Below are 13,855 nucleotides of genomic sequence, written 5' to 3' on the forward strand. Positions count from 1 at the left end.
AATCCGCCCATCCAGCCGAGACCCGCCTACGAACGCCGATCTCACCCCTTCGAGCGCAACCCACCGACCACCGACTCCGGCGCACTGAACGTAACCACTGAAAGGGGGGTCCGGGGGGCTCAGCCCCGCCGGGCGGGGTCTGGGGGTTGCACCCCCAGATGAACACGAACACCAATGCCCCAGCGCAGCCGCGAAGCGCGCAAGCAGGGCTCACCCAGCATTGGTGCCGAGTGTGGGACTCGAACCCACACGTCCTTTCGGACAACGGTTTTTGAGACCGTCGCGTCTGCCAGTTCCGCCAACCCGGCGCACCGGGTGTGAACTATAGCGGGTCGGTGTGGCTTTCCGCGAACGGGTTGCCATGTACGCCACAGTTTCGTCTTTACGCAGGGTATATGCGTTGTCGGCTGAACTGAAAGGTACTCTTTACATCACTCGACAGCATGCAGGTGGGGCGAGGCCAGGGTTCGTGTGGGCCTCGGCCTGTTCGTGCGTGTCGGGACAGGCATCGGAACCAGAGGGGTCTTACCTATGAGTGAGCGCAGCGAGCGAATCCTGTGCCAGCGCGATGTGCGCATGCCGGAACCGAGCACCAGCGAGGTGGAGGCATGAGCGGCACTGCGGCCGGGGGCGCCACGAAGAAGGACGCGGGGGCGAAGCGGGTCGTCGTTGCCGAGGACGAGGCGCTCATCCGGATGGATCTGGTCGAGATGCTGACCGAAGAGGGCTACCAGGTGGTCGGCGAGGCGGGGGACGGGCAGCAGGCGGTGGATCTCGCGGTGGAGCACCGGCCGGATCTGGTGATCATGGATGTGAAGATGCCGCGCCGTGACGGCATCGACGCGGCCGCCGAGATCGCGTCGAAACGTGTTGCGCCGGTGGTGATTCTGACCGCGTTCAGCCAGCGTGACCTGGTGGAGCGGGCGCGCGACGCGGGCGCGATGGCGTATCTGGTGAAGCCGTTCACGAAGTCGGATCTGGTGCCTGCGATCGAGCTGGCGGCGAGCCGTTTCCACGAGATCACCGCGCTGGAGAGCGAGGTCGCGAATCTGGCCGATCGGTTGGAGACGCGCAAGCTGGTGGAGCGGGCCAAGGGCGTGCTGATGCAGACCCAGGGTTTGTCCGAGCCGCAGGCTTTCAAGTGGATTCAGCGGACCGCGATGGATCGCCGGACTACGATGAAGGCCGTTGCCGAGGTGGTGCTGGAGAACCTGGCGCCGAAGTGATGCGCCGCACCCTCGGGCCGGTGTCGGCTGGAAAGATTTACGCACCGGAAACACGATCGCCAAAAAGAATTCGACACGAAGTCATCTGCATGATGCGAATGTGATGCGGATCTAACGTGCCAACGCTATGTTCTGACCGGGCTGACGTGGTCGGCCTCCTCGGATTGCCGGGGGAGCACAGGACGTAGAGGTGAGACGTGCTTAGTTCGACATGGCGCAGTCGTTCGACGCGCAGCGTATTGGTGATCGGCGCTGCCGCCGCGCTCGCATTGACCGGGTGTAGCGACAAATCCACCGACAGCGGCTCGGGCGCGACCGGTACCGGTTCGGGGGGCCTGTCCATTCAGCCGGTCATGCAGGTGGACACCGCCGGTAAGGAAGTGCCGAAGACGGATCCCGCGAAGGCGGCCGATCCGGCGGGTGACGGCAAGGCCACCTGTGCTCCCGGTACCTCCATCGCCATGGCGGGTGCGCTCACCGGCCCGGATGCGGCGCTGGGCATCAACATCGTGAACGGTGTGAAGCTGGCGCTGGATCAGCACAACAAGGCGAATCCGGGCTGCAAGATCGAGCTGAAGCAGTTCGACACCGAGGGCGATCCGCAGAAGGCGACCCAGGTGATCCCGCAGATCGTCAACGATCGGTCGATCATCGGCCTGGTCGGCCCGGCGTTCTCCGGTGAGACCAAGGCGACCGGCCAGATTCTGAGCGACGCGGGCCTGGTGTCGGTGACCTCGTCGGCGACCAACGCGACGCTGACCCAGAACGGTTGGACCACCTTCTTCCGCGGCCTGGCCAACGACGACGTGCAGGGTCCTTCGGTGGCGAAGTACCTGGTGAACACCGCGAGCTACAAGAAGGTGTGCGTGGTGCAGGACAACACCGACTACGGTGTCGGCCTGGCCAAGAGCGTCACCGAGGGCCTCGGCGCCGCCGCCGATCCGGCGTGCTCGGCCAGCATCAAGAAGGGTGACAAGGACTTCTCGGCCACCGTCACCAAGATCGCGGCGGCGGCGCCGGACGCGGTCTTCTACTCGGGCTACTACGCCGAGGGCGCGCCGCTGGCGCAGCAGCTGAAGTCCGGTGGCGTGAAGGCCGTGTTCGTCGGCCCGGACGGCGTCAACGACCCGCAGTTCATCTCGCAGGCGGGCAGTGCCGCCAAGGGTGCGAGCCTCACCTGCCCGTGTGGTCCGGCTCCGGAGAAGTTCGCCAAGGATTACGAGGCGCTCAACGGACAGGCGCCCGGCGTGTACTCGGTGGAGGCCTACGACCTGACCGCGATCCTGGCCAAGGGCATCGATGGCGGCAAGGTCACCCGCCCCGATCTGCTCGAGTTCGTGCGCTCCTACGACGGCCCCGGCCTGGCCCGTAACTACAAGTGGAGCCAGAACGGCGAGTTGGCCAACGCCCAGATCTGGATCTACGAAGTCAAGTAAGACCGCGAACCCAGCACGTACGGGGGTGCCCGTAACGCCCCCGTACGTGCTGTGTCATGAGGGGCACGGGTGAGGGCACTATTCGAATGACAGCATCAGCACTGGCCGGCGTGGCATACCTCGCCGACGGCTCGATCGACTTCAACTATCAGGGAGTGATCGATCAATTCTGGCGACTGACCGTCGACGGAGTTACCTACGGATCCATCTACGCCTTGGTCGCGGTGGGCTATACCCTGGTCTACGGCGTACTTCGGCTCATCAATTTCGCCCATTCGGAAATATTCATGTTGGGCATGTTCGGTCAGTTGATCGGACTGATGCTGTTCGGTTTCGCCGCCAGCCCCGATGTCTACAACCAGGGCGTGCTACTGACGGTCGTCTACATCGGTTTGGCGATGATCGTCGGCATGCTGGTGTCCGGCGGCGCGGCGGTCGGACTGGAGCGGGTCGCCTATCGCCCGCTGCGCAAACGCGGGGCCAAACCGCTGTCGTTCCTGATCACCGCGATCGGCATGTCGTTCGTGATCCAGGAGTTCGTGCACTTCATCCTGCCGAAGATCAATCCCGATCTGGGCGGCACCAACGCCCAGCAGCCGGTGCAGCTCGTCGAGCCGACGGTGCAGTTGAGCTTCGGCGGCGCCGACGTCACCAATATCGCGATCCTGATCGTGGTGTCCGCCGTGGTGCTCGCGATCGCCACCGAAATGCTCATCAACAGAACGAAATTCGGCCGCGGCATCCGCGCCGTGGCGCAGGACCCGGACACCGCGACGCTGATGGGCGTCTCCCGTGAACGCGTCATCATGCTGACCTTCCTCATCGGCGGCGTCCTCGCGGGTGCGGCAGCGACGCTGTACGCGATCAAGATCCCACCGGCGATCATCTACTCGGGCGGCTTCATCCTCGGCATCAAGGCGTTCAGCGCCGCGGTGCTCGGCGGCATCGGCAATCTGCGCGGCGCGCTGCTCGGCGGTCTGCTGCTCGGGGTCGTGGAGCAGTACGGGCAGATCCTGTTCGGCATCGAATGGCGCGACGTGGTCGCGTTCGTCGTGCTGGTGGTGGTGCTGATGGTCCGGCCGACCGGCATCCTCGGTGAGAGCCTCGGGAGGGCCCGCGCATGACCGACCTGACCAAGACGGCGCCGAGGCAGGGCGTCGGCGACGCGCTCCGCACCTGGTGGGAGGGGCTGTCGCGGCCCGCGCAATGGGCCGTCGGCGTCCCCGCGATCTTCGCCCTCGCGCTGCTTCCGCTCTTCCCGCCGCCGATTCTGGACACCCCCGCCTACAACTTCGGCCTCGTCATGGCCGAGTTCGCGATGTTCGCGCTGATCGCCATCGGCCTGAACGTCGTTGTCGGACAGGCGGGTCTGCTCGACCTCGGCTACGTCGGCTTCTACGCCATCGGCGCCTACACGGTGGGCCTGCTGACCAGTCCGAACAGTCCGTGGAACCAGACCGACGGCGGCTGGCTCGATCCGGAGTGGGCGTGGCTCGCCTGTCTGCCGATCGCGGTCGCGGTGACCGCGCTCTCGGGTCTCATCCTCGGCTCGCCGACGCTGCGGCTGCGCGGGGACTACCTGGCGATCGTCACGCTCGGCTTCGGTGAGATCGTCCGACTGCTCGCCGACAACCTGCACGAGCTGACCAACGGCAGCCTCGGGCTGTCGGGGGTGGCGTACCCGCACGTGGGCGAGTCGGCGGAGAAGCCCAACGGCGTGTTCTCCGCGGGCAACACCGGCGATCCGGACAGCGCCAACCTGCTCGACCGGGCCAGCTACGGTACCTACTGGTTCTGGCTCGGCATGGTGCTCGTCATCATCGTGCTGCTGATCGTCGGCAACCTGGAGCGCAGCCGGGTCGGCCGCGCCTGGGTGGCCATCCGCGAGGACGAGGACGCCGCCGAGATCATGGGCGTGCCGACGTTCAAGTTCAAGCTGTGGGCGTTCCTGATCGGCGCCGCGGTCGGCGGGCTGTCCGGCGCGATGTACGCGGGCCAGGTGCAGTTCATCAACCCGACCGGGTTCAACATCATCAACTCGATGCTGTTCCTCTGCGCCGTGGTGATCGGTGGCCAGGGCAACAAGCTCGGAGTGATCTTCGGCGCGTTCATCATCGCCTACCTGCCCAAGCGGTTGACCTCGGTGCAACTGGTGGACGACGAGTCGACCGGCTACGTGCTGCTGATCGCCGATGTGGCGCTGTTCGTCGGCCTGCTGGTGCTGTGGCGGTACAAGGGTCGCGAGTTCGGTGCCTGGCCGCGCCGCGGATTGATCACCGGCATGGTGTTCACCGGCGTCATGGCGGCGCTGCTGCTGGGCAGTGTGCTGCTGTTCCGCAAGGGCGGCGCCCAGTCGCTCGGCGACCTCAAGTATCTGTATTTCGGAATCGCGTTGGTGGTGATGATGATTCTGCGGCCGCAGGGTCTGTTCCCGGTCCGGCAGAAGCTGCTCACCTACGGTAGACAGGTGTACCAGGCCGTGCGCAGACCCACGGTGGGCGAGCCGATCGGAGCGGCGAAATGACCGGGCCCGGCGCGGGCGACGCGCTGTTCGACAACGAGGACATGGCGGCGGGCTACGCCGCGCCACCGCAGGAAGCGAAGAGCGCGGGCGAGGTCGACGTCACCGCGGTGATTCCGGAACTCGGCGACAAGGAGACCGTCGCCGAGGTGGTCGCGCCGCACCGCACGATCGAGACCGAGGTCGGCGCGCCGCTGTTGAAGACCGAGGAACTGACCGTCAAGTTCGGCGGACTCACCGCGCTGGACAAGGTGAGTTTCGAGATCCGCCGCGGCGAGATCCTCGGGCTCATCGGTCCCAACGGCGCGGGCAAGACCACCTGTTTCAACGCGATCACCGGCGTGTACAAGCCCGCCTCCGGTCTGGTGTATTTCGACGGCCAGCCGCTCACCAAGACCAAGCGCAACGCCATCACCCGGCTCGGCATCGCCCGGACCTTCCAGAACGTGCGGCTCTTCGGCGAGATGACCGCGTTGGAGAACGTGGTGGTCGGCACCGACGCCAGGCACAAGACCTCGGTGCCCGGCGCGGTGTTCCGCAGCCCGCGGCACCGCCGCGAGGAGCGCGACGCCATCGAGCGCGGAATGGCGCTGCTCGAGTTCGTCGGTATCGCGCCGCGCGCGGTGGAGAAGGCGCGCAACCTGTCCTACGGCGATCAGCGTCGGCTGGAGATCGCCCGCGCGTTGGCCACCGAACCGAAACTGCTGTGCCTGGACGAGCCCGCCGCGGGCTTCAACCCCAGCGAGAAGTCGGCGCTGATGGATCTGATCCGCAAGATCCGCGACGACGGGTTCACCGTGCTGTTGATCGAGCACGACATGCGACTGGTCATGGGCGTGACCGACCGGATCGTGGTGCTGGAGTTCGGCCGCAAGATCGCCGACGGGCTGCCCGGCGAGATCCGTGATGATCCCGGGGTCATCGCGGCATACCTCGGCGTGCCCGATGCGGAGGCGGAATCGAAGCCTGCGTCCTCGGCGGACGAGGGCGCCTCCGGCCCTGGCGCACCCGGTTCGGAGGGCGAAGGCGAATGGGGCTCCGGCGCAACGGAGTCGGCGGACGAACCGACCAGGAAGCTGCCGATCACGCCGCCGGGCGGGCCGTCGGTGAGCGTACGGAAGGAGCCGGGGGCGGAGGGAGAGCAGACTCCACCCGAGCGCGATTTCAGCGACGCGCCCGCGTTGCTCGAGGTCGACGACATGGTCGTCAACTACGGCAGAATCCAAGCGCTGCACGGCGTGTCGCTGCGAGTCGCGGAGGGCGAGCTGGTCACCCTGCTCGGCGCGAACGGCGCGGGCAAGACCACCACCATGCGCGCGCTGTCGGGACTGCTGCCCCTGACGCGTGGGCGGATCAGGTTCGAGGGCCGCGACATCACCACGATGAAGGCGCACGAACGGGTGGTCGGCGGGTTGATCCAGGCGCCGGAAGGCCGAGGCGTTTTCCCCGGCATGACGGTGCAGGAAAACCTCGACATGGGCTGCTACGGGCGCACTTTCGCGCAGAAGGCCGAATACCAGCAGACCCTGGACTGGGTGTTCGACCTGTTTCCCCGGCTGCTGGAGCGGCGCAAACAGGTCGGCGGCACGCTCTCCGGCGGCGAGCAGCAGATGCTGGCCATCGGCCGCTCGCTGATGGCGCGACCGCGCCTGCTGCTGCTGGACGAACCGTCCATGGGCTTGGCGCCCATGGTGATTCAGCAGATCTTCCGCATCATCGGGGAGATCAACCGGCAGGGCACCACGGTGCTGCTCGTCGAGCAGAACGCCCAGCAGGCGCTGGCCCGCAGCGACCGCGCCTACATCCTGGAGACCGGCGGCGTCACCAAGACCGGAAGCGGCAGCCAGCTGCTCACCGACCCCGCGGTGAAGTCGGCTTACCTCGGAGTCGGATAAAGGCGCACCGCCTGCGACGGCACCCGCGGTTTCCCCGAGGGTGCCGTCCCGCACTCCAGCCGGTCGGATCTGGTCGGCTCGCTGGCCGTGGCCAATTGGCGCGGCTCGTCCGCACTACGGACTCCGGCGGACTTCATCCAGCTGGCCCGCACATCCACGCACTCCCAACCACCCCGAGGGCGAGTCTTACGAGCCCGTTCGCGGCCGTCTCGCTTCCGAGCGATCGAAGCGCATGCGACGAAGTCGCGAGTCTCGATCGTTGGCAAGCGATACGAAGGCGACTGCAAAGCGCTGCGCGCACTGGCTGCCATATCTGGGGACAAACGGGCCGACCCCGCATTTCCAGCCACTCCGAGGGCGAGTCTTACGAGCCCGTTCGCGGCCGTCTCGCTTCCGAGCGATCGAAGCGCATGCGACGAAGTCGCGAGTCTCGATCGCTCGGAAGCGAGACATAAGGGCCGCGAACACCCGCGCGCGCCAGCGCGCCAAAGATACAGTGCGTTCATGGACGAGGAGCTGCTCGGGCTGGCCGACCGGTATTGGGACGAGACGTTGGCGGCGGCGCCCACCCTGGCGACGCTGCTGGGTGACCACCGTTTCGACGATCGCATCGAGGATCTCTCGCTCGACGCCGAACAGCGTCGGCTCGATTCCTTGCGCGATCTGCTCGGCCGGGTCGACGCGCTCGACCCGGCCCAGCTCTCGCCCACCAACCGGGTGACCCGCAGTCTGTTGCGCGCGGAATTGGCCACGGCGGTGGATCATCTGGGCTGGCGGCCGTTGGAGATGGCCTCCGATCAGATGGACGGCGTGCACGCGGCGTTGCTCACCACGGCGCCGCAGATCAACGCGCCGCAACCCGAGCACGCGCGGGCGCTGCTGCGGCGGCACGAACAGCTCGGCGACATGCTGAGCCAGGCGGTGGACCGTTTCCGCGACGGTCTGGCCGCGGGCCGCGCGCCCGCCAGGATCACCATCGAGCGCTCGCTCAACCAGCTGGACGGCTACCTGGCCTCCGATCCGGCGCGCGATCCGTTCGTCACCTTCGCCGGACCGCAGGACTGGGACGGCGAGGCCCAGTGGCGCGCCGACCTGGCGCAGGTCGCCGGTGACGTGATCCGGCCCGCGTTCCGGCGGTACCGCGACGCGCTGGCCGACGAGCTGTTGCCCGCCGCCAGGCCCGACGAGCGCAGCGGTCTGTGCTGGCTCGGCGACGACGGCGCCGAGATCTACCGCAGCCTGCTGCACCACCACACCACGCTGCCCGATCTGGGCGCGGAGGAGATCCACGAACTGGGTCTTTCCGAATTGGCTTTGTTGCGTGAGGAATACGCGCGGGTCGGCGCGCGGCTGTGGGGCACGTCGGATCTCGCGGAGATCTTCGGCAAGCTGCGCGACGATCCCGAGCTGTGTTACCGCGACGGCGAGCAGATCATGATCGACGCCAAACGCTGCCTCGACGCCGCGACCGCCGAGATGGGGAACTGGTTCGGCAGGCTGCCCCGCCAGTCCTGCGACATCGTGCCGGTGCCGGACTTCCTGGCCGCCGACGCCCCGACGGCGTACTACTTCCCGCCCGCCGCGGACGGTTCCCGGCCGGGAACGTATTTCGTCAACCAGCACGAGCCGCAGGGGCGTGGACGCTTCGAGACCGCCGCGGTGGCCTACCACGAGGCGATCCCGGGACACCACTTGCAGCTCACCATCGCCAACGAGCTCGAACACCTGCCGCGCTTCCAGCGGCAGTCCTTCGCCAACACCGCGTTCGTGGAGGGCTGGGCGCTCTACACCGAGCGGCTCGCCGACGAGATGGGTTTGTACGCCGACGATCTCGACCGGCTCGGCATGCTGGCGGGCGATTCGTGGCGCTCCTGCCGCCTGGTGGTGGACACCGGCATCCACGCGAAGGGCTGGAGCAGGCAGCGGGCCATCGACTTCATGGTGGCCAACGCACCGGTGGGGTTGACCGAGATCACCGTCGAGATCGATCGCTACATCGCGATTCCCGGCCAGGCGGTGTCCTACAAGGTGGGCCAGCTGGAGATCCGGAAGCAGCGGGCGCTGGCCGCCGAACGGCTGGGGGAGCGCTTCGACATCAAGGCGTTTCACGATGTGGTGCTCGGCTCGGGCTCGGTGAGCCTGCCGGTGCTCAGGGAGCTGGCCGGCACGCTGTGAGCGCTCGGCTCGGAACACTCGAGTTGCGGGTGGCCGTCGCGTCCGGTTCCATGAAGGTGCGTTGACGAAGCACGGTCAGGGGGGACGATGAACCGGCTCTTGGCAACTCGAATCCGAAGACGGATCCTGATCGCGCTGCTCTGCGGTGCGGTCGTCCTCGGCGCGGCGGCGAGTATCGCCGCGGTGAGCGGTTCGCCCGCGGACGCGGGCGAGCTGCGGACCGGGAAATCATCGGTCTCGACCGGCCCCGGTTTCGCCGGATCGGTCGGCGAGGAGACGAATCCGGCGCGCGACGCCGCGCCGCCGATCGCGCCCGCACCGCTGGCCGGGCTGCCGCTGGCGGGCTCGCACGTCTCGGTGAGCCGCCCGGTATACGCGCTGACGGACCATCCGCTGTTCGCCCAGCACGTCGGGCTCGGACGGGTCGACTGCGAACTGCCCGAATGGCGCGACGAGCCCGAGGCGGCGCGGGTGTTCTATCGCGCCGCGGTCCGCTGTCTCGACGCGGCGTGGGAGCCGACGCTGCGCGGCGCCGGACTGCCGTTCCGCCCGGCCCGGCTGGACGCGCCCGCGACCGTCGACGCGGTGCGCAGCCCCTGCCCGCAGGACGGGCGGCCCGCGTCGTACTGCGATACCGACGAGACGATCGTCATCCCGTACGACGCCGCGGGAGCCGCTACCGCGCGTTCGCGCCGCGGCGCGCAGCTGGCGCTGCTCGCCCACGAGTACGGCCACCACATCCAGCAGGTGGTCGGCGTCCTGCGCGCCTACACCGACCGGCGTACCGAAGCGGGCTGGCAGACCGCGGCGGGCCTGGAACTGAGCAGGCGGCTCGAGCTGCAAGCCGGGTGCTTCGCGGGCATGTTCTTCGGCATCAGCCACGGCCGCGGCGACATCGATCAGCAGACCTGGGACGAGGCAGCCGACCGGGCGCGCGCCGCGGGCGATCGCCCCGGCGCAACCCGGGTGCGCGGCGCGGGCCACAACGTGTGGGGCTGGTGGAAGTGGGGCTCCGACAAAGGCGACACCTGGGAGTGCAACACCTGGTACGCCGAGTAGAAGAACGTCGAATAGGTCCGCGCCGCTGCGGCCTCGTCATGCCTCCCCGCGCCGGTGCGGCGCGTGTCCCGGTGTCGGCGTATCGGCTTGTCGGTGCCGGTCCCTAGACTCTGGGGCGTGAGCTCACCCACGACTGCCTCGCGTCCCACCGCCGCCGCCCCCGGCGACCGGCCGACACTGCTGTTGCTGGACGGGCATTCGCTCGCCTATCGCGCCTTCTTCGCGCTACCCGCGGAGAACTTCAAGACGGTGACGGGGCAGACCACCAACGCGGTGTACGGGTTCACCGCGATGCTCATCAATCTGCTGCGCGACGAGAAGCCGAGCCACGTCGCCGCGGCCTTCGATGTGTCCCGCAAGACCTTCCGCACCGAGGCGTACCCGGAGTACAAGGCCAACCGCAGCCAGACGCCGGACGAGTTCCGCGGCCAGGTGGAGCTCACCAAGGACGTGCTCGGCGCGCTCGGCATCCCGGTGATGGCGATCGACGGCTTCGAGGCCGACGACGTGATCGCCACCATCACCACCCAGGCGCAGGCCGAGGGCTTCCGGGTCCTCATCGTCACCGGTGACCGCGACTCGATCCAGCTGGTGAACGACGAGGTCACCGTGCTGTATCCGCGCAAGGGCGTCTCCGACCTGACCCGGTTCACCCCGGACGAGGTGATGGCCAAATACGGCCTCACCCCGATCCAGTACCCGGACTACGCGGCGCTGCGCGGTGACCCGAGCGACAACCTGCCCGGCATCCCCGGCGTGGGAGAGAAGACCGCCGCCAAGTGGATCCGCGAATACGGCGATCTGGCCAGCCTGGTCGAGAAGGTGGACCAGGTGAAGGGCAAGGTGGGCGACGCGCTGCGCGCCAATCTCAGCAGCGTGGTGCTCAACCGGCAGCTCACCGAGATGGTCAAGGACGTGCCGCTGCCCTACACCCCCGACCAGCTGGCGCAGGCGCCGTGGGACCGGGAGAAGATCCACCAGCTGTTCGACGACCTCGAATTCCGAGTGCTGCGCGACCGGCTGTTCGAGACCCTGGCCCCGCCGGAGCCGGAGGCCGAATCCGGTTTCGAGATCTCCGGCGGCGCGCTGGCCGTCGGCGCGGTCGGCGAGTGGCTCACTGAGCACGCGAAAGCCGGTGTCCGGCACGGTGTTTCGGTGGTCGGCACGGGAGCGCCCGGCAACGGCGACGTGAAGGCGATCGCGATCGCGGCCGCCGACGGCGAGGGCGGCTACATCGATGTCACCGTGCTGGCCCCCGAGGACGAGGCCGCGCTCGGCGCCTGGCTCGCCGATGCCACGGTGTTCAAGGCTCTGCACGAGGCCAAGTCGGCCGGGCACGCGCTGCGCGGACGCGGCTGGACCCTGGCCGGACTGACCAGCGACACCGCGCTGGCGGCCTACCTGGTCCGTCCCGGCCAGCGCAGCTTCAACCTCGACGACCTCTCGCTGCGTTACCTGCACCGCGAGCTGCGCGCGGAGACCGATGTGACGCCGCAGCTCTCGCTGCTCGACGACGAGGACACCGTCGACGCCGAATTGGCGCAGGCCGAGATGCTGCGCGCCCGCGCGGTGCTCGACCTGGCCGCCGCACTCGACCAGGAACTCGAGCAGATCGAGTCCACCGCGCTGCTCACCGACATGGAGCTGCCGCTGCTCGGCGTGCTGTCCACCCTGGAGGACGCCGGCATCGCGGTCGACGTCGAGCTGTTGGAGACGTTGCAGCGCCGGTTCGCCGACAAGGTGAGCGAGGCGGCCGAGGCGGCCTACGGCGTGATCGGCAAGCAGATCAACCTCGGCTCGCCCAAGCAGCTGCAGGTGGTGCTGTTCGACGAGCTCGACATGCCCAAGACCAAGCGCACCAAGACCGGCTACACCACCGACGCCGACGCGCTGGAATCGCTGTTCGAGAAGACCGAGCACCCGTTCCTCGAGCACCTGCTCGCGCACCGCGACGCCACCCGGCTGAAGGTGACGGTGGACGGGCTACTGAAGTCCGTCGCCGAGGACGGGCGCATCCACACCACGTTCAATCAGACCATCGCGGCCACCGGACGCCTCTCCTCGACCGAGCCGAACCTGCAGAACATCCCCATCCGCACCGACACCGGACGCCAGATCCGCGACACCTTCGTGGTCGGCGCCGGGTACGCGGAGCTGATGACCGCCGACTACAGCCAGATCGAGATGCGGATCATGGCGCACCTGTCGGGCGACGAGGGCCTGATCGAGGCGTTCAACTCCGGGGAGGACCTGCACAGCTTCGTCGCGTCCAAGGCTTTCGACATCCCCATCTCCGAGGTCAGCCCGGAACTGCGCAGGCGCATCAAGGCCATGTCGTACGGCCTCGCCTACGGGCTGAGCTCCTATGGTCTCTCGGCGCAGCTGAAGATCAGCACCACCGAGGCGAAGGAGCAGATGGACATCTACTTCTCCCGCTTCGGCCGCATCCGCGACTACCTGTACGAGGTCGTCGAGCAGGCGCGCAAGGTCGGCTACACCGAGACGCTCTTCGGCCGCCGCCGCTACCTGCCCGACCTGGATTCCAGCAACCGGCAGCGCCGCGAGGCCGCCGAGCGGATGGCGCTCAACGCGCCCATCCAGGGCACCGCCGCCGACATCATCAAGGTGGCGATGATCAACGTGCACAGCGCGATTCGCGACGCGGGCCTGCGCTCGCGGATGCTGCTGCAGATCCACGACGAGCTCGTCTTCGAGGTCGCCGAGGGGGAGCGGGAGGCGCTGGAGCGGCTGGCCCGCGAGCAGATGTCCAGCGCGATCGATCTCTCGGTACCGCTGGATGTGTCGGTCGGCACCGGGCGCAGCTGGGATTCCGCCGCGCACTGATCGTCGGCCCCACACATCTCCCGCCCGCCGCACAGAGGCATTGACTGTGTGAAGCGTGCGAGGGGTGTGTGGAAAGCCGGTCCGACCGGGTCACCGTCGCGGGCGCAGCCCGTCCAGCATGTGGCTGGTCATCTCGTCCAGTAGTTCGTCGGCGGCGTCGGCGGCGATCACACCGGAGCCGACGAACGTGGCCAAACCTTGCAGGATGGCGACGGCGGACAGGGCGATGCGCCGGGGTTCGCCCGCGATCACCTCGCCGCGCGCCTGTGCGTTCGCGATGAGCGCGACCGGCGCGGCGAAGGCCCGGTCCACCGCCTCGGACATCGCGTCGCCCGCGGCCGGGCTGTGCCTGCGGGCGAACATCAGCGCGAGCAGGGCCGAGTTCTCGGTGGCGAAGCGCAGGTAGGTCCGCGCCATGTCGCGGATCGGGCCGCCGACCGAATCGCAGACCGCGGTCGTCTCGAGCGCGGTGCCGAGCTGCTGAAACCCCGACACCGCGAGTGCGTCGAGCAGCGCCTGCTTGTCCTTGAAATGCCTGGTCGGCGCCGCGTGGCTGACGCCGATGTCGCGCGCCAATTGCCGCAGCGACAGGCCGTCGACGCCGGACTCCCGCAGCGTGGTCTCGGCGCGCTGCAGCAACTCGGCGCGCAGGTCGCCGTGATGGTAGGCGCGTGTTCGGGTTCTCGGCATGGTGTATGC

Annotated in this window: 9 protein-coding genes, 1 tRNA gene and 1 pseudogene; 9 read left to right on the plus strand and 2 right to left on the minus strand. The window is 68.1% G+C overall.

All coding sequences use genetic code 11. The features are described 5' to 3' along the window. Positions 1–221 precede the first annotated feature (221 nt). Positions 222–308: transfer RNA gene (locus tag AC3ERS_RS25880), tRNA-Leu, on the minus strand. Positions 309–608: 300 nt separating this feature from the next. Here AC3ERS_RS25880 and AC3ERS_RS25885 point away from each other — a divergent pair. The 9 genes and pseudogenes from AC3ERS_RS25885 (at position 609) to polA (ending at position 13,156) form a co-directional block, all read left to right on the plus strand. After that, complete coding sequence (locus AC3ERS_RS25885; RefSeq protein WP_431970688.1) at positions 609–1,226, plus strand: ANTAR domain-containing response regulator; 618 nt, start codon at positions 609–611, stop codon at positions 1,224–1,226. A 359-nt stretch (positions 1,227–1,585) separates the two neighbouring features. Then, positions 1,586–2,662 carry a branched-chain amino acid ABC transporter substrate-binding protein gene (locus AC3ERS_RS25890; RefSeq protein ID WP_431970823.1) on the plus strand — a complete coding sequence of 359 codons (1,077 nt, stop codon included), beginning with the start codon at positions 1,586–1,588 and terminating at the stop codon, positions 2,660–2,662. Positions 2,663–2,748: 86 nt separating this feature from the next. Continuing rightward, positions 2,749–3,786: a branched-chain amino acid ABC transporter permease gene (locus AC3ERS_RS25895; RefSeq protein ID WP_431970689.1), complete on the plus strand. Its 1,038-nt coding sequence runs from the start codon at positions 2,749–2,751 to the stop codon at positions 3,784–3,786. Next, positions 3,783–5,186: a branched-chain amino acid ABC transporter permease gene (locus AC3ERS_RS25900; RefSeq protein ID WP_431970690.1), complete on the plus strand. Its 1,404-nt coding sequence runs from the start codon at positions 3,783–3,785 to the stop codon at positions 5,184–5,186. Before AC3ERS_RS25895 ends, AC3ERS_RS25900 begins: the two co-directional genes overlap by 4 nt. Continuing rightward, positions 5,183–6,208 (plus strand): annotated as a pseudogene (locus AC3ERS_RS25905) (ABC transporter ATP-binding protein); the annotation flags it as partial. The gene AC3ERS_RS25900 and the pseudogene AC3ERS_RS25905, both read left to right, overlap by 4 nt. Positions 6,209–6,382: 174 nt before the next feature. Next, a complete protein-coding gene (locus tag AC3ERS_RS25910) occupies positions 6,383–7,078 on the plus strand; it encodes an ABC transporter ATP-binding protein (RefSeq protein WP_431970824.1) in 696 nt (231 codons plus the stop codon). Between the two features lie 504 nt (positions 7,079–7,582). Beyond that, positions 7,583–9,253: a DUF885 domain-containing protein gene (locus tag AC3ERS_RS25915; RefSeq protein ID WP_431970691.1), complete on the plus strand. Its 1,671-nt coding sequence runs from the start codon at positions 7,583–7,585 to the stop codon at positions 9,251–9,253. Positions 9,254–9,352: 99 nt separating this feature from the next. Beyond that, positions 9,353–10,312 carry a neutral zinc metallopeptidase gene (locus AC3ERS_RS25920; RefSeq protein ID WP_431970692.1) on the plus strand — a complete coding sequence of 320 codons (960 nt, stop codon included), beginning with the start codon at positions 9,353–9,355 and terminating at the stop codon, positions 10,310–10,312. Between the two features lie 117 nt (positions 10,313–10,429). Beyond that, positions 10,430–13,156: a DNA polymerase I gene (gene polA / locus AC3ERS_RS25925; protein WP_431970693.1), complete on the plus strand. Its 2,727-nt coding sequence runs from the start codon at positions 10,430–10,432 to the stop codon at positions 13,154–13,156. Positions 13,157–13,246: 90 nt separating this feature from the next. Here the strand turns inward: polA and AC3ERS_RS25930 are convergent, their stop codons facing one another. Then, positions 13,247–13,846: a TetR/AcrR family transcriptional regulator gene (locus tag AC3ERS_RS25930; protein WP_431970694.1), complete on the minus strand. Its 600-nt coding sequence runs from the start codon at positions 13,844–13,846 to the stop codon at positions 13,247–13,249. Positions 13,847–13,855 lie beyond the last annotated feature (9 nt).

The organism is Nocardia sp. bgisy134 (genome assembly GCF_057708325.1).

Excerpts from the sequence above, each read along its gene's own strand:
- AC3ERS_RS25885 (WP_431970688.1), top strand. The coding sequence starts at position 609 with ATGAGCGGCACTGCGGCCGGGGGCGCCACGAAGAAGGACGCGGGGGCG.
- AC3ERS_RS25895 (WP_431970689.1), top strand. The coding sequence starts at position 2,749 with ATGACAGCATCAGCACTGGCCGGCGTGGCATACCTCGCCGACGGCTCG.
- AC3ERS_RS25900 (WP_431970690.1), top strand. The coding sequence starts at position 3,783 with ATGACCGACCTGACCAAGACGGCGCCGAGGCAGGGCGTCGGCGACGCG.
- AC3ERS_RS25910 (WP_431970824.1), top strand. The coding sequence starts at position 6,383 with ATGGTCGTCAACTACGGCAGAATCCAAGCGCTGCACGGCGTGTCGCTG.
- AC3ERS_RS25915 (WP_431970691.1), top strand. The coding sequence starts at position 7,583 with ATGGACGAGGAGCTGCTCGGGCTGGCCGACCGGTATTGGGACGAGACG.
- AC3ERS_RS25930 (WP_431970694.1), bottom strand. The coding sequence starts at position 13,846 with ATGCCGAGAACCCGAACACGCGCCTACCATCACGGCGACCTGCGCGCC.